Consider the following 17,358-nt stretch of genomic DNA (forward strand, 5'->3'; position numbering starts at 1 on the left):
TAACTAAAGCCATTCTATACCGGTGATCGTTCTTTCAATTTCCGGAAATGAATCAATAAATTTAAGAACATTTTGCAGTTCCATTTCTACAGGATTGCGAGCTGAAGCAACAGCCGCAATAGCGATTTTACTTCTTTGCCAGCTATCCTGAAAGTCTACTTCTGAAATGGAAACATTAAACTTTTGCTTGATCCTTGTCAAAACCCTCTGTAGAACGGCTCGTTTCTCTTTTAAAGAATGGGCATCATAAATGATGCATTCAAAGGCTAACAAGCCAACTATCATTAACGTCCCACTTCTTCCATAATATATGCTTCAATGACATCATTTTCTTTTACGTCATTATAGTTTTTAATGGTAATTCCACACTCATAACCTTGACTTACTTCTTTAACATCATCTTTGAAACGTTTAAGAGCGTCAATTTCTCCTTCAAAAATAACAACGCCATCACGAATCAAACGGACTCCGCTGTCTCTTGTTATTTTACCGTCAGTAATATAACTACCAGCAATCGTACCAACTTTAGATACTTTGAAAGTTTGACGAACTTCTGCCTGCCCAATAATTTTTTCTTCATATTCTGGATCAAGCATCCCTTGCATTGCCGCTTCTATTTCTTCAATAACTTTATAAATTATGCGGTGAAGACGAATATCTACCCCTTCCGCTTCAGCTGCATTTTTCGCATTGTTGTCGGGACGAACATTAAATCCAATGACAATAGCATTTGAAGCAGCTGCTAAACTAATATCGGATTCATTAATCGCTCCAACAGCTGTATGAATGATCTTAATTTTTACACCCTCTACATCAATTTTGTAAAGAGAAGCAGCTAGAGCTTCTGCAGTACCTTGCACATCTGCTTTAATGATAAGATTGAGTTCCTTCATTTCTCCTTCTTTCATATGTTCAAAGAGATTCTCAAGGCTGACTTTTGTTTTTTCACTTCGTTGAGCTTGAAGCGCGGTTGTAGCTCTTGCTTCACCGACTGCACGTGCAGTTTTCTCATCTTCAAATACGACAAAGCGGTCCCCTGCTTGCGGAACATCACTTAATCCTGTAATTTCAACTGGTGTAGAAGGACCTGCGTCTTTCACACGGCGACCTAAGTCATTGACCATAGCACGAACACGGCCAAATGTATTACCAACGACGATCGGGTCTCCTATTTTTAATGTACCATTTTGTACAAGTAATGTAGCCACAGAGCCTTTCCCTTTGTCTAGGCGTGCTTCGATAACGGTACCAACAGCCTTACGATTCGGATTCGCTTTGTATTCTTCTACTTCACTAACAAGCAAGATCATTTCAAGTAAGTCATCGATTCCTTCACCCGTTTTTGCTGAGAGGGGTACAAAAATGGTCTCTCCACCCCATGCCTCTGGAACAAGGCCATGCTCTGTTAATTCTTGCATTACCCGATCCGGGTTTGCAGCCGGTTTATCCATTTTATTAACAGCTACAATAATTGGAACTTCAGCTGCTTTAGCATGGTTTAACGCTTCAATCGTTTGTGGCATTACACCGTCATCAGCAGCAACGACTAGAATGGTGATATCTGTAATCTTTGCTCCTCTTGCACGCATTGTTGTAAAAGCAGCATGCCCAGGAGTATCCAAGAACGTAATTTTCTTTCCATTTTCTTCTACTTGGTAGGCACCAATGTGCTGAGTAATCCCACCTGCTTCTCCTGCTGTTACTTTCGTATGACGAATGGCATCAAGTGTTGTAGTTTTTCCGTGGTCAACGTGACCCATAATCGTTACAACAGAAGGTCTTTCTACTAGTTCTCCTTCACCGTCGTCTGTAAAATAAACTTCAAGATCTGTTGTGTCAATCTTGATTTCTTCTTCAACTTCTACGCCGTATTCGCCGGCAATTAATTCAATCGCATCTTTATCTAGTTCTTGGTTAATCGTTGCCATGACACCAAGCATAAATAATTTCTTAATAATCTCTGATGGTTCACGATATAACTTTTTCGCTAATTCACCAACCGTTAATGACTCACTAAACGTAATTTTTGCTGGTAATTCTTTTTCTTTTTTCTTCTCGGGTTGTGAATATTGATGAGTGTTTCTGTTATTGTTTTGATTTTTTCCTTTGTTTTTATTATTCTTGTTATTTTGGTTAAAGTTATTATTTTTACCTTTATGATTGCGATTATTCGTGTTTCCACTTTGATTCGTTGGTTTTTTCGGACCATTGTTCGCTTTTTGACTTCCTGCAGCAGCCTGACCCGAACTGCGATTCGCAGTATTTTGTGATGGATTTGGAGCCGTTTTTGGTTTATTTGATCCTGTTTCATTTCCAGTCTTATACGTACTATCTAATTTCTTCATTGCATCATCCTCTATAGTTGCCATATGGTTTGAAACTTCAATCCCGATCTCTTTTAACTTAGTAATTACATCTTTACTAGATACATTATGTTTTTTAGCGTATTCGTACACGCGCATTTTTCCCATTCTTTCACCCCCGCTGATATTCATCGAGCAGCGTTAACAACTTTTTTGCAAACCCTATGTCTAAAATGGAAACAACCACGCGGGCCTCTTTTCCAATCGCATGTCCAAGTATTTCTCGATTTTCAACAATTCTCATTGGAACATGGTAGGATTTACATTTATCTGTTATTTTTTTAGTCGTATTGGCAGATGCATCTGCCGATAACAGTACTAGTTTCGCTTTTCCGTTCCGAATTTCTTTAAGAGATAATTCTTCACCAGATATAATTTTCCCCGCTCGATTTGCTAAGCCTACTAATGAAATCCATCGTTGCTTATCCATTAGGATACAGAATTCCCTTCTTCAATCAATAGTAATAATTCTTCATATATTGAATCATCAATTGAAACTTGCAAGTGGTTAGCTAAAGTGTTCTTCTTTTTTGCTGTGAGAATTGTTTCTTTATCCAAGGTTAGGTATGCGCCCCTGCCAGATTTTTTACCTGTTACATCAACCGATACTTCTCCTTCTTTCGAACGAACGATGCGTATCAATTCTTTTTTAGGCCTCATTTCACCTGTTACAACACATTTACGTAAAGGAATTTTTTTTCGAGTTGCCACCTTTATTCCCTCCCTTGGTATTACTTCGGCTCTTGTTCATCGTGATCATCAAAGTGACTTAGAAGTTGATCTTGATCTTCAAATTCCAAAATATGCTCACTAGGATCACTTTCTTCATTATTCACTTCTTCGTTGTCGTAATTTAATAAAGAATCTTCACGAGGATAAATCCCCGCGGCTCGTGCGTCAGTTTCAGATTTAATATCGATTTTCCAACCTGTTAATTTCGCTGCAAGTCTTGCATTTTGTCCACGTTTACCTATTGCTAAAGATAATTGATAGTCAGGTACAATTACCGTTGTTGCTTTTCCATCTTCATCAACGATGACATCAAGAACTTTAGATGGGCTTAATGCATTAGCAACAAATACGATCGGATCAGGAGACCATTTTACAATATCAATTTTTTCACCTTTGAGCTCATTAACAATTGCTTGGACACGAGTCCCCTTCGGACCTACACAAGAACCGACTGCATCTACTTCAGGGTTATCACTATGAACAGAGATCTTCGAGCGATCTCCCGCTTCACGAGCAACGGACTTAATTTCTACAGTTCCATCATAGATCTCAGGAACTTCAATTTCAAACAATCTCTTTAATAGACCTGGATGTGTTCTTGATACATAGATTTGCGGCCCTTTTGTTGTCTTTTCAACTTTCGTTAGAAAAACCTTTATTCGATCGTGAGGTTTATATCTTTCATTAGGCATTTGTTCATTACTTGGTAAAATTGCTTCAATCTTTCCAAGACTGACATAAATAAATTTAGAATCTTGTCTTTGAACAATTCCTGTCATTATATCTTCTTCACGATCAATGAATTCCGAATAAATAATACTACGTTCCGCTTCACGTACCCGTTGCGTCACAACTTGTTTAGCAGTTTGCGCAGCTATTCGACCGAATTCTTTAGGTGTTACTTCCAGCTCTACTATGTCTTCCACTTGATAATTGGGGTTGATTTTTTTAGCATCTTCTAGTGAAATCTCTAGTCTTGGATCAAATACTTCATCCACGACTTCTTTACGTGCAAAAACGCGCATTGTCCCGGTGCCTAAATTAACATCAATCCTGACGTTTTGAGCTTGATTATAATTTCTGCGGTAAGCCGATATTAATGCTGCCTCGATTGCTTCAATTATAACATTTCGAGAAATGCCTTTTTCTTTTTCAAGTAAAATAAGAGCATCTAATAATTCACTGCTCATAAGAATGGTTCCCCCTTAAGTCTTTTCATCCTCTTATTATGAAAAGCTGACAGCGAGCCTTGCATTTGCAATCTTTTCATAAGGGATGGTTACAGTTGTCTTTCTTGTTTTTATTTTAATTTCGACAGAAACGATATTCCCGTCAAATTCTGTTAAAACTCCTTCAAACTCCTTTTCACCATCTAAGGGTTCGTACGTCTTAATATATACATTTTTTCCAATTGCCTTTTCGAAATCCTGTTTCTTTTTTAAAGGACGCTCCGCTCCTGGTGAAGATACTTCTAGAAAATAGTTATGTGTGATCGGATCAATTTCATCTAATTTTTCACTTAATCTTTCACTAACCATCCCGCATTCTTCAATGTCAACACCACTTGGTTTATCAATAAAAACACGCAGAAACCAATCTTTTCCTTCTTTTACATATTCAACATCCACTAATTCGAGCTCCATCTCATCTAATATGGGCGTCACTAATTGACCTACAGTATCAATGACCTTGCTCATAGAATCCCTCCTTTACTAAAGGCAAAAACTTTTTAAGAAATGATAAAACTCCTGTAAGTGGCTTGCTATCTATTACATGTTGCAAAATAGATAGCGAGGGAACAGGAGTTACGAATCAAGCGTATTGTAAATAAAGCGGGATGAAAACAATCGTAAACAATACGAAAGAGTGGGTTTCCCCACTCTTAATTACCAGAGTTATCCTTAGTATTTCCAATAAAACTATAACATATCCAAAACTTTAATGCAATTAGAACAACGAAAGTTGGTTTTGGTCTGGAAGTGCCTCTAGACAACCCTGTTGTTCGAGAAATTCCATGATCGTTTTTGAAACCTTCCCTCTTGTTTGCAGATCTTCTTTTGAAAGAAATTCACCTTGTTCTCGTGCTTTAACAATATTGAAGGCCGCATTCGTTCCAAGACCTGGAATCGCATTAAACGGAGGGATTAGCGTATTCCCATCAATAATAAATTCATTTGCACTTGAACGATACAAATCGACCGTTGTAAATGAAAAACCACGCTCACACATCTCAAGAGCAATTTCTAAAACAGTTAATAAACTTTTCTCTTTAGGGGCTGCATCAAGACCTTTTGCGTTAATTTCCTCCACTCTTGCGCGAATGGCATTTGAGCCTTTTGCCATTGAATCAAGATCAAAATCTTCTGCACGTACAGTGAAATAGGCAGCATAATAGAGAATCGGATGGTGAACTTTAAAGTAAGCAACACGAACCCCCATTAATACATAGGCAGCTGCGTGGGCCTTAGGGAACATATATTTTATTTTCTTACAAGAATCAATATACCATTCTGGAACTTCATTCTTTCTCATTTCCGCTTCCATTTCATCTGTTAAGCCTTTCCCTTTACGTACGGATTCCATGATTTTAAAGGCTAAGGAAGGTTCTAAGCCTTGATAGATTAAATAAACCATAATGTCATCCCGACAACCGATTACCTCTGGCAGTGTACAAATATTATTATGAATAAGCTCTTGTGCATTTCCAAGCCATACATCTGTACCATGGGATAGACCAGAAATTTGAACTAGTTCAGAAAAAGTTGTTGGTTTTGTATCTTCAAGCATTTGACGAACAAATCGTGTACCAAATTCAGGTATTCCCAGTGTCCCTGTTTTACATATAATTTGTTCTTCGGTCACACCTAAACTTTCTGGACTACTATATATTTTCATGACTTCAGGGTCATCAGTTGGAATTGTTTTAGGATCAATCCCACTCAAATCCTGTAGCATTCTAATGACAGTCGGATCATCGTGTCCGAGAATATCCAGTTTCAAAACATTATCATGGATGGAATGGAAATCAAAATGAGTCGTTCTCCATTCCGCTTTTCGATCATCTGCTGGAAACTGAATCGGTGTAAAATCATAAACATCCATATAATCTGGGATAACGATGATCCCACCGGGGTGTTGTCCTGTTGTCCGCTTTACACCTGTACAGCCTGATGCAAGTCTTTCCACTTCAGCGCCACGGAGTTGAAGATTGTGGTCTTGTTGATACCCCTTAACATAACCGAAAGCCGTTTTATCTGCGACTGTACCAATCGTACCTGCACGATAAACATAATCTTCTCCAAACAGTACTTTTGTATAATCATGAGCGCGTGGCTGATATTCACCAGAAAAATTTAAATCGATATCAGGAACTTTATCTCCTTTAAAACCTAGGAAGGTTTCAAACGGGATATCTTGTCCTTCTTTTATATAGACTGCCCCACAATTCGGACAGTTTTTATCAGGTAAATCAAAACCAGAGCCGACTGAACCATCATTAAAGAATTCGGAGTGTTTGCATTCTGGACAAACGTAATGCGGCGGTAATGGATTTACTTCTGTAATTTCGGTCATTGTCGCTACAAAGGATGAACCGACTGAACCACGTGATCCTACTAAATAACCCTCTTCGATCGATTTCTTTACTAGCTTATGAGAAATTAAGTAAATAACCGCGAAGCCATTTCCTATAATACTCGTTAATTCTTTTTCTAGTCTAGCTTCGACAATTTCCGGTAACGGATCCCCGTAGATTTGACTAGCCATTTTATAGCTCATATTGCGGATTTCATCCTCCGCACCCTCAATTTTAGGAGTGTACAAATCATCCTTAATCGGTTTAACTTCTTCTATGGAATCGGCAATCTTATTGCTGTTATCGACCACAATTTCTTGCGCTTTTTCTTTACCTAAGAATGAAAATGCATCAAGCATCTCATCTGTTGTTCTAAAATGAACATCAGGAAGTTTGTGGCGATTAAGGGGATTCGCTCCACCTTGAGAATGGACTAAGATTTTTCGGTAGATTTTATCATTCGGATTTAAATAGTGAACATTTCCAGTTGCAACAACGGGAATATTTAATTTCTCCCCCAGTTTTACAATGTTTGCAATGATTTCCTCTAATGACTTTTCATTCTTAACTAACTCTAGTTCGATTAAATGTTGATAAACCTCTTTCGGATGCACTTCTAAATAATCATAGAATTCGGCTTTTTTCTCAACTTCTTCAAGGCCTTTTTGCATCATCCCTTCAAATACTTCTCCTTTATCACACCCCGAACCAATGATAATTCCTTCTCGAAACTTCTCTAACTGTGAACGCGGAATTCTTGGTACGCGATAAAAATAGTTTAAATGGGATAAAGAGATTAATTTAAATAGATTTTTGAGTCCAAGATCATTTTTGGCTAATAATGTACAATGATATGGGCGTGCACGCTGATAGGCATTTCCTTTCCCCATATTATCATTAAGCTGATCGTGGTAATCAATTCCCTTTTCAGCGGCCTCACGTAGCATTTTCATTAAAATATATCCAGTTGCTTCTGCATCATAAATCGCCCGGTGATGCTGAGTTAATTCAACATCCAATTTCTTCGCTAATGTATTTAAACGATGGTTTTTCAATTCCGGATATAAAAAACGACCTAACTCTAACGTATCGATGACTGGATTTTCCGCTTTATCCAAACCAATTCTCTTATAACCTGTATTTAAGAACCCCATATCAAAAGAAGCATTGTGCGCAACTAGGATGGCATCCTCTGTCCAACGGTGAAACCTTTTCAGCACTGCTTCTACTTCCGGAGCATCCTGCAGCATATCATCTGTGATACTCGTTAAATTAATAATCGTTGCTGATAAGGGTACATGTGGATTTGCAAAAGATTCAAAACGGTCGATGATTTCCCCATTACGTACCTTCACGGCTGCAAGTTCAATAATCGTATCATATACAGCAGATAACCCTGTTGTTTCAACGTCAAAAACGACATACGTATCATCTGCTAACTTCCGATGTGCTGAGTTATAGGCAATTGGAACTCCATCATCAACTAAGTTCGCTTCAACACCGTAAAGAATTTTTACGTCATTTTTTTTACCCGCATTAAAAGCTTCAGGAAAAGATTGAACGACTGCATGATCGGTTATCGCGATCGCTTTATGTCCCCACTTTTTCGCTTGACCTACTAAAGCACTAACGGAAGAAACAGCATCCATTGAACTCATAGGAGTGTGCATATGCAATTCAACCCGTTTTTCCCCTTCTGGTGCTTTATCCTCTCGCATGGGTGGTCGTAACTCGTTAATGTCATTTCCAATCATGACTAGATCACGAACAAATGTATCATTTTGAATACTCCCACGGACTTTCAACCACATTCCCTTTTGCACTTGAGTAAAAGCCTGAGCATCTTCTTTATCACGAGAAAACATTTTAACCATAATCGAGCTTGTATAGTCCGTAATTTTAAAGGTTAATAGAGTTCTACCACTGCGTAACTCTCTTGTTTCGGCACTGAATACATAACCCTCGATCGCAACACGACGTTCTTCATCAGTAATTTCTTCAAGTCTCTTATATTCCGAGTCATCTCTAATCGTTAAACCAATTACGAGAGGGCCACTACGTTGTGTCGTCTCATCCGCTTTTTCTTCTTGTTTTTGCATATCAACTAAAGCTTGGAATGCTCTCTCTTGATCTTCTTTTTGTTTCGCTTCTAGAAACTTTTCATATTCTTGATTGGATTGTTCTGTATCCAGTTCAGTTTCACACATCAACACTGGAAATCCATATTGTTGATAGATATCGGAAATAATATGAGTATATTTATTCTTGATTGACAAGCTTTCCATTTCACTATTTACTTTTATGAGTAATTTATTACCGTGAAGCTTTGGGAGTTGTCCATTTAACACTTTTGCCAAAGGTGGGGAGATTCCATCGAGTTCTTTTATGCAATGTTGCCAATAATCTATCGCTAATTGTTCAGAATATTCAGCGTCTATCACCTTAATAGAATAGGATATTTGAGCAATATGAGAAAACGTCTTTTCAAGTTGATCGACAAATTTAATTAAAATATTATAAGGTAGAATTTGTTGAAATAAAAAATGAAAATGCCATTTTCTTACTTTCTTATCAATGACCAATTTTTCAATTTGGGCATTTAAGAAGTGCGGAACAATGGCATGGTCAGTAAGTTGCAATTGTTGGAGTAAGAGCTGAAATCGCTCAATTCTTTCTGAGTCATTACTCATTAAGATCTCTCTCCTCCCATCAAAAAATTAATTCTGTCAGACTAGACAACCAATATTATAACATACCTCATTCGGTGTGAGGAGAAAAACTGTTATTGTACAAATCTTAAAGCTATTGTTTCACCAATAAAAAAGGTGCCGTGTACTAGAACGATCTAAATAAATAACTTAGATAAACGCTCGATACAAGACACCAATTAATGATTATAAAGTTGTAAGCAACTCTGAAATAGTGCTCACTAATTCGTCTTTATGAACTTCTTTCATTTCGCCTGTTTTACGAACTTTAACCTCAACAATTCCTTCATTTGCTTTCTTACCTACCGTTACTCTAATTGGCAGACCAATTAGATCGCTATCTGCAAATTTAACACCTGCACGTTCCGAACGATCATCATATAGAACTTCAAAACGATTATGTTTTAGTTCTTGATATAGTTGCTCAGACACATTTGTTTGTGCTTCATCCTTTGTGTTTACCGCAATTAGGTGTACGTGGAAAGGAGCAATATTTACTGGCCAAACTAGACCATTATCATCATTGTGTTGTTCTGCAATGGCCATTACTAGTCTAGATACACCAATTCCATAACATCCCATGATAAACGGCTGAGATCTTCCGTTTTCATCTAAAAACACGGCGTTCATAGCTTCACTATATCGTGTTCCTAACTTGAAAATATGACCAACCTCAATCCCTTTAGCGAAAAGGGTTTTTCCTTGACCATCTGGAGATGGATCACCTTCTTGAATAAAGCGTAAATCTTCATAGCGTGACACTTCAAAGTCACGATCTGGATTTACACCAATATAATGATAATCCTCTTCATTTGCTCCGCAAACACCATTAACAATTGCTTTTACTGCATGATCAGCAACCACTTGTACATTTGAAACACCAACAGGTCCAAGAGAACCAATCGAGCAACCGAGCACCTTTAGTGTTTCTTCTGCTTCTGCTAATTCAACCGTGCCTGCATTATAAAGGTTCTTAAGTTTTATATCATTTACTTCATGATCGCCACGAACAAGTACTAATACATACTGGTCATCCACTTTGAATAGTAATGATTTGATGCATTTCTCCACCGAAACATTTAAGAAAGAGGAAATATCTGCTATTGTTTTTTGATTTTCAGTTAAAACTTTTTCCATTTCTTTAACTTCTTCGTTGCTCTTTTCGTATTGTGTGACAACAGGTGCCATTTCAATATTTGCTGCATAAGAAGAGGTATCTGAATAGGCAATTGTATCTTCTCCGATATGAGAAAGAACCATAAATTCATGGGTACCCTTTCCACCAATTGCTCCTGCATCAGCGATAACTGCACGGAAATCAAGTCCAGCACGGGAAAAAATGTTGGAATAAGCTTGGTACATTTTATCATACATTTCATCCAAGCTTTCTCGTGATGAATGGAAAGAATACGCATCCTTCATAATAAACTCCCGGCCTCTTAATAGCCCAAACCTTGGTCGTTTCTCATCACGAAACTTCGTTTGGATTTGATAAAGAGAAAGAGGTAATCGTTTGTATGATTTTACGTCATCTCTCAGTAAAGTTGTGATCACTTCTTCATGTGTCGGCCCTAAAGCAAACTCCCGATTATGTCGATCATGCAAACGCATAAGCTCAGGACCATATGTATTCCATCTGCCGGATTCCTGCCAAAGTTCAGCCTGTTGTAAGGTAGGCATTAAAAGCTCTACTGACCCTGTGGCATCCAATTCTTCACGTATAATTTTTTCAATATTTTGTAGCACTCGCCAAGCTAAAGGTAAGTAACTGTAAACCCCACTTGCCGTTTGGCGGATATACCCTGCTCGAAGTAATAATTGATGACTTTTAATTTCAGCATCTGCTGGTACTTCTCTTAATGTAGGAATAAGTGTCAAACTCTGTTTCATATACTAGCACCTCAAAAGTAAGTAGATTATGTGTTCATTCTTTATTCTAAAAAAACATAACATGGTGGGGACATATTAGATCCTACCACCATGAAACATGAAACTTACAAAAAGAATCTCTGAATGTCATTCCAGGTTACAACTAGCATCAATAGCATTAATAAAGCAAAGCCCAAGAAATGAATCATCCCTTCTTTTTGTCGATCAATCGGCTTCCCTCTAACAGCTTCAACTGCAAAGAATAGAAGCCTTCCTCCATCTAAAGCAGGGATAGGAAGAAGATTCATAATTCCTAGGTTAATACTCAATACGCCTGCCCATCTCATCAAATAATAAATTCCTGATTGGGCAACCATGTCAGTAGATTGATAAATCCCAACTGGTCCTGATAACGCGTCAATTGAGAACTGACCTGTGATTAGCTTTCCAACCGCAGCAAAGATTTCTTTCGTCCAAAAGTACGTTTCTGTTGCTCCATATTTAACTGCCAGTATCGGAGACCTTTCCATTGGACTATAAACACCAATAATACCGATTGATTGTCCGTCTTCTAATTTATTCTCTTTAGGAATAACGGGGATTTCCATCTCTGAACCATTCCGGTCAATCAAAAAAGTTAATTCCTTTTCAGGGTTTTTTCGAATGACTTCTACTACATCTGTCCAGCTAGATATTTCTGCTCCATTAATCGAGTGAACAATATCCCCTTCTTTTAAGCCCGCTTCAAAGGCGGCCCCATCCTCGGTGAGTTTCCCAAGAATCGGATCATCAGCAGGAATTCCTTGCAATAAACCGATAATAATAAACACCACAAAAGCTAGTACAAAATTCATCATCGGACCTGCGAATATAGCCATTGCCCGTTGCCCGAGCGATTTTGAAGCAAATTGACGGTCATATGGAGCAATTTGAGATTCGATTCCATCTTCGACTAAAACAGCATTAGGAAGAATTTGAAATGTACGAAGTCTTTCCTCCTCATCCCCTTCAAGATAGCCTTTTATTAAAAGTTCATGTTCAATATCTGCATATTCAACTTCCATAACTAAAGCGTTTCGATATTTCTCTTTATTGTTTAAAACAATTTTTTGGACTTGATCTTCATGATCGAGTATTATTCCGACACGGTAGCCTGGCTTAATGTCCACCATTTCAGGGTCCTCACCAGCCATCCGAACAAACCCTCCAATCGGGAGTAATCGGATCGTATAGTTTGTTTCATTTTTGGTAAATGAAAGAACTTTTGGGCCAAACCCAATCGCAAATTCACGACATAAAATGCCTGCTCTCTTTGCAAAGATTAGATGCCCCAATTCATGGAAAAATACAAGAGCTCCAAAAATAACAATGAAGGCTATAACTGTTGTCAATAGATTACCACCTTTGTCAATAGATGAGTATCAAATTCATCCGCCGAATTTGTGCCCGGATTTTTTGTGCTACAAAACGCCATATCTGCATGTCTAGCCTAACTAGGGACGTGCTTCCGGTCCGTCGTCAAGCCCGCTCGGGTAAATATCATAAATTAATCCGAGACATCCGCCGGAGGCATTCCTTCATTCAGCTAAGAGTTGAACCCCGCTGAATGTAAAAGCTCTTTAGCAATCATCCTCCAATTGTAGAAGCGAAGATGAATGCTAAATAAGTTATACAACATTCTATTTTAAGATTTCAGTAATGTCCCAACCCATTGTCTCGTTTCTTGATCAATGGCCTCGATTTCATCTAAACTAGGATTTTTTACTACTTCGTGTCTATTCAAAGCTTGTTCAACAAAATCTTCTATTTGTAGGAATGTAATTTGTCCTGATAAAAAGGCAGCTACTGCAGCTTCATTAGCAGCATTTAATACAGTAGGATAAGAACCTCCAGCTTTACCCGCTTCATAGGCAAACTTTAAACAACGGTATCGATCAAAATCCATCTCCTTGAAATGAAGTTGACCCCATTGGGCTAAATCTAACTTTTTCCCTGATGAAAACGGAACTCGATCAGGATAAGTTAATGCATATAGGATCGGGACACGCATATCTGGGCTTCCAAGTTGAGCAATCACACTACTATCTTGAAATTCAACCATGGAATGAATCACACTTTCCTTATGAAGCAGAACATCGATTTTTTCGTATGGTAGATCAAACAACCAGTGTGCTTCAATCACTTCAAGTCCTTTGTTCATCATGGTGGCAGAATCAATCGTGATTTTTGCACCCATGGACCAATTTGGATGATTTAAGGCATCCTGTACAGTTACATCGATAAGCTCTTCTCGTGTACGGTCCCTAAAACTTCCACCAGAGGCTGTTAATATAATCCTGTCAAGCTGATCTTTGTTTTCCCCTTGTAAGCACTGGAATATGGCTGAATGTTCGCTATCAACAGGCAAGAGAGATACTTCATGTTTATTTGCCGCTTCCATAACAAGATGACCAGCGGTAACAAGGGTTTCTTTATTAGCAAAAGCAATGGTTTTTTTGGCTTCAATTGCATAAAGTGTTGGCTGCAATCCAACACTACCCGTAACTCCATTGACTACAATGTCTGCTTTATGATAAACAGCCACTTCTGCAAGACCCTTATCCCCATAAAGGAAACGAACGTTTGGAAATTCTGCCTGAAGAACTTCAGCATCATGTTTCTCGATTGTTGACACGAGTTCTGGAGTTAAATCGGTAATAATTTTTCGAGCCAAAGCAATATTTCTTCCTACTGACATCGCTACTAACGAAAATTGCTCTTTATATTGTTCAATAATATCTACCGTTTGCGTACCAATGGAACCGGTGGCCCCCAATAAACTTATTTTCTTCAAAACATCACACTCCTACCATCTAAAAACCTACTATTTCATAAGATATTACGGTTTCTTTATATAAATTCCTTAATAATGAGAATATCACTTATATTAATTGTAAAAAGTGGATCAATGGCCAAACAAATAGCAGGCTATCAAATCGATCAAGGATTCCGCCATGTCCCGGAAGGAGGTTCCCTGAATCCTTCACTCCATAATGTCGTTTAAATGCTGATTCAACGAGATCTCCAACTTGTCCAAAGGCAGACAATATAATCGTTATGAGGCCCAGATACATCAAATTACCGTCCATTTCGGTGACTAAACCATAGATCACACCGACAATAACAGCACTTAAAATACCACCGACCGATCCTTCAATTGTTTTATTTGGACTAATATCCGGCCACAGCTTACGTTTTCCCATCGCTTTCCCTATAAAATAAGCTCCTGAATCCGTCGCCCAAATAATAAATAATGAATAAAAAATATAGACAAGCCCTGCTTCACGTGTCTCAAAAAAATAATAAAAGCCCATTCCAATATATAAAATAGACATGATAGAAAATCCTACATCATCAAAAGTAATGCGATTCTTTGTTGCCACTGTATAGCTTAAAAATAACAGCACGGCAAATAACGTGATTTCTACTTTTGTTAAATGTATAAATGAAAATATGTAATTATATTTTGATGGAAGCAAAACAACCCATAGAATAATCATCGATATGATTCCAGGCACAGAAAGTAATTGGAGATTGCGCATTCTTAATAGTTCGTAGAGTGCAATAGTTGCGGTTGAATACGTTAAAATTAGAAACGGTAATCCCCCAACCACCGTTAAAGAAATGAGTATGATTCCAAAAATGACCGCTGTAATAATTCTTTGTTTCATCTAAATAGTCAACACCTTTATTAAACTCCGCCAAAACGCCGTTGTCGGTTTTGAAACTCTTCAATTGCTTGAATTAAATGTTCTTCTGAAAAGTCAGGCCATAGTACATCCGTAAACCAAAACTCCGTATAAGCAAGCTGCCAAAGCATGAAATTACTCAATCGGATTTCACCACTTGTACGAATTAATAAATCTGGATCAGATAAACCCTTTGTCATTAAATAATTCGAAAAAATTTCCTCATTAATTTTATTTTCACTTAGTATACCACTTTTTGTATCAATAACGATACTTTTAACAGCTTCAATAATTTCAGCTCTGCTTCCGTAATTTAAGGCAAAGTTGAGGATTAATCCCGAGTTGTTCTCGGTTTGAGACATTGCTTTTTCAACCGCACGATATGTATGAGATGGCAACTGTTCCTTATAGCCGATCATCTGTACTTTTACATTTTCTGATGTTAATTCAGGTAAATAAGTTCCTAAAAATTCTTCAGGCAATTTCATTAGATAATCGACTTCTGTTTTTGGTCGTTTCCAATTTTCTGTTGAAAAAGCATAGAGTGTTAATGCTTTAACCCCTAGTTTATTAGCCAGGATGGTAATTTTTCGTACAACTTTCATCCCTTCATGATGACCAGCTACTCTTGGCAAAGCCCGTTTCTTTGCCCAACGACCATTCCCATCCATTATTATTGCAATATGTTCAGGTACCGGTCTTTCTCTAATACTTTCCATTCGCTCTAGGAAATTAGAGGGGATTGTTTTTTTTCGTTTGTTAAATTTATCGAACAACATAAGTAACTCCTCCAGAAAGGTTATCTCACCCTCCGAAAAAGATGATTCCCCAAAATCATATTTTTTCCTGTTCACCCATTCCTATCATATCAAAAAAACTTCCAGATATCCTCTTAATAATAGAAAGGGACAAAAAATACTTTTGGTTAGTCTCATCATTTCCTTTTATCGTGTAAAAAAACCCCCTAATCAATAGAGGGTTCTTTCTTACCTGAATTTACACCTTTTATTATTAAGACAATCCATCCTTATCAAATAGGCTCGCCATTTCCATCCGGATTTTATCATGCTACAGCTAAATAAAGATAAGGTTTCTTAAACTTCAAGGATTTCCTTTTCTTTATCCTTAGTCATTGCATCGACTTGGTTAATATTCTCGTCTGTTAACTTTTGAATATCATCCGAATAGCCTCGAAGATCATCTTCTGTAATTTCTCCTGCTTTTTCAAGCTTTTTCAAGTCATCGTTTGCATCGCGACGAACATTGCGTACCGCAATTTTTGCTTCTTCTGCTTCTTTCTTCACAACTTTAACTAACTCTTTACGACGTTCTTCTGTTAAGGCTGGAATAGCAATTCGAATAATATTCCCATCACTTGTTGGGTTTAAGCCCAGATCAGATTTTAAAATTGCTTTTTCAATTTCACCAATAACAGTTTTATCATAAGGCTGTATAACAAGTAATCTTGCTTCTGGTACAGAAATACCGGCTAATTGGTTAACAGGAGTTGGAGCACCATAGTACTCAACCATGACCCGATCTAATAGCGAAGCATTTGCTCGTCCTGCCCGAATACTTGCTAATTCACGAGAATAAGCCGAAATCGCTTTTGCCATTTTATCCTTTGCATTTGCAATCACTTGTTTTGGCATATTATTTCCCCCTAACAATCGTTCCTATTTTTTCACCCATAACAGCTCGTTTAATGTTTCCACTTTCCATAATTGAGAAGACAATGAGCGGTATATTGTTATCCATACAAAGCGATGAAGCCGTTGAATCCATTACAGCTAATCCTTCCTTAATGACATCTAAATAAGATAGCTCATCGTATTTCTTCGCATTTTTATCGAGTCGCGGATCTGCTGAATAAACCCCGTCAACATTGTTTTTTGCCATAAGGATCACTTCTGCTTCAATTTCAGCCGCTCGGAGTGCCGCTGTTGTATCTGTAGAGAAATAAGGATTTCCAGTGCCCGCTGCAAAAATAACTACGCGTTTCTTTTCCAAATGACGAATCGCTCTTCTGCGGATATATGGTTCAGCAACTTGTCTCATCTCAATGGATGTTTGTACACGAGTTTCACAGCCAACCTGTTCAAGGCTATCTTGAAGGGCTAAGGAATTCATAACCGTTGCAAGCATCCCCATATAATCAGCAGTTGCTCGATCCATTCCCATCTCTTCGCCGATTTTACCGCGCCAAATATTGCCACCACCAACGACAACGGCTACTTCAACACCTAAATCCGCAAGCTCTTTCACTTGATCTGCTACAGACTTAATCACTGCTGGATAAATCCCAAAACCTTGATCTCCAGCTAACGCTTCTCCGCTCAGTTTTAAAACAACACGTTTATATTTTGGATTGGTCATATAAACCT

At 37.9% G+C, this 17,358-nt stretch carries 14 protein-coding genes; all 14 read right to left on the reverse strand.

Annotated features, from left to right (window positions below; translation table 11 throughout):
- Positions 1-3: 3 nt before the first annotated feature.
- The gene (locus tag R4Z10_RS13455; protein ID WP_338469812.1) at positions 4-285 is read right to left on the reverse strand and encodes a DUF503 family protein; all 282 of its coding nucleotides are present in this window, start codon (positions 283-285) and stop codon (positions 4-6) included.
- A complete protein-coding gene (gene infB, locus R4Z10_RS13460) occupies positions 285-2,471 on the reverse strand; it encodes a translation initiation factor IF-2 (protein WP_338469813.1) in 2,187 nt (728 codons plus the stop codon). The genes R4Z10_RS13455 and infB overlap by 1 nt, the downstream gene beginning before the upstream one ends.
- 4 nt (positions 2,472-2,475) lie before the next feature.
- On the reverse strand, positions 2,476-2,793 hold the full coding sequence (locus tag R4Z10_RS13465; RefSeq protein WP_338469814.1) for a YlxQ family RNA-binding protein: 318 nt from the start codon (positions 2,791-2,793) through the stop codon (positions 2,476-2,478).
- Positions 2,793-3,074: a YlxR family protein gene (locus R4Z10_RS13470; protein WP_338469815.1), complete on the reverse strand. Its 282-nt coding sequence runs from the start codon at positions 3,072-3,074 to the stop codon at positions 2,793-2,795. The genes R4Z10_RS13465 and R4Z10_RS13470 overlap by 1 nt, the downstream gene beginning before the upstream one ends.
- A gap of 20 nt (positions 3,075-3,094) precedes the next feature.
- The gene (gene nusA, locus R4Z10_RS13475; protein WP_338469816.1) at positions 3,095-4,285 is read right to left on the reverse strand and encodes a transcription termination factor NusA; all 1,191 of its coding nucleotides are present in this window, start codon (positions 4,283-4,285) and stop codon (positions 3,095-3,097) included.
- 36 nt (positions 4,286-4,321) lie between these two features.
- Positions 4,322-4,792: a ribosome maturation factor RimP gene (gene rimP, locus R4Z10_RS13480; protein ID WP_338469817.1), complete on the reverse strand. Its 471-nt coding sequence runs from the start codon at positions 4,790-4,792 to the stop codon at positions 4,322-4,324.
- A gap of 250 nt (positions 4,793-5,042) precedes the next feature.
- Positions 5,043-9,359: a PolC-type DNA polymerase III gene (locus R4Z10_RS13485; RefSeq protein ID WP_338469818.1), complete on the reverse strand. Its 4,317-nt coding sequence runs from the start codon at positions 9,357-9,359 to the stop codon at positions 5,043-5,045.
- Positions 9,360-9,563: 204 nt separating this feature from the next.
- On the reverse strand, positions 9,564-11,267 hold the full coding sequence (locus R4Z10_RS13490) for a proline--tRNA ligase (RefSeq protein ID WP_338469819.1): 1,704 nt from the start codon (positions 11,265-11,267) through the stop codon (positions 9,564-9,566).
- Between the two features lie 104 nt (positions 11,268-11,371).
- Entirely contained in the window at positions 11,372-12,637 is a 1,266-nt protein-coding gene (rseP, locus tag R4Z10_RS13495) for an RIP metalloprotease RseP (protein WP_338469820.1), read from the reverse strand.
- 293 nt (positions 12,638-12,930) lie between these two features.
- Positions 12,931-14,079, reverse strand: coding sequence for a 1-deoxy-D-xylulose-5-phosphate reductoisomerase (gene dxr, locus R4Z10_RS13500; protein WP_338469821.1), 1,149 nt, complete (start codon positions 14,077-14,079; stop codon positions 12,931-12,933).
- Between the two features lie 88 nt (positions 14,080-14,167).
- The gene (locus R4Z10_RS13505; protein ID WP_338469822.1) at positions 14,168-14,956 is read right to left on the reverse strand and encodes a phosphatidate cytidylyltransferase; all 789 of its coding nucleotides are present in this window, start codon (positions 14,954-14,956) and stop codon (positions 14,168-14,170) included.
- A gap of 20 nt (positions 14,957-14,976) precedes the next feature.
- Entirely contained in the window at positions 14,977-15,753 is a 777-nt protein-coding gene (locus R4Z10_RS13510; protein WP_338469823.1) for an isoprenyl transferase, read from the reverse strand.
- Positions 15,754-16,068: 315 nt separating this feature from the next.
- The gene (gene frr, locus R4Z10_RS13515; protein WP_338469824.1) at positions 16,069-16,626 is read right to left on the reverse strand and encodes a ribosome recycling factor; all 558 of its coding nucleotides are present in this window, start codon (positions 16,624-16,626) and stop codon (positions 16,069-16,071) included.
- 1 nt (position 16,627) lies between these two features.
- The gene (pyrH, locus tag R4Z10_RS13520) at positions 16,628-17,350 is read right to left on the reverse strand and encodes a UMP kinase (protein WP_338469825.1); all 723 of its coding nucleotides are present in this window, start codon (positions 17,348-17,350) and stop codon (positions 16,628-16,630) included.
- Positions 17,351-17,358: the final 8 nt, after the last annotated feature.

Source organism: Niallia sp. XMNu-256 (assembly GCF_036670015.1).
Classification (GTDB): domain Bacteria; phylum Bacillota; class Bacilli; order Bacillales; family Cytobacillaceae; genus Bacillus_BD.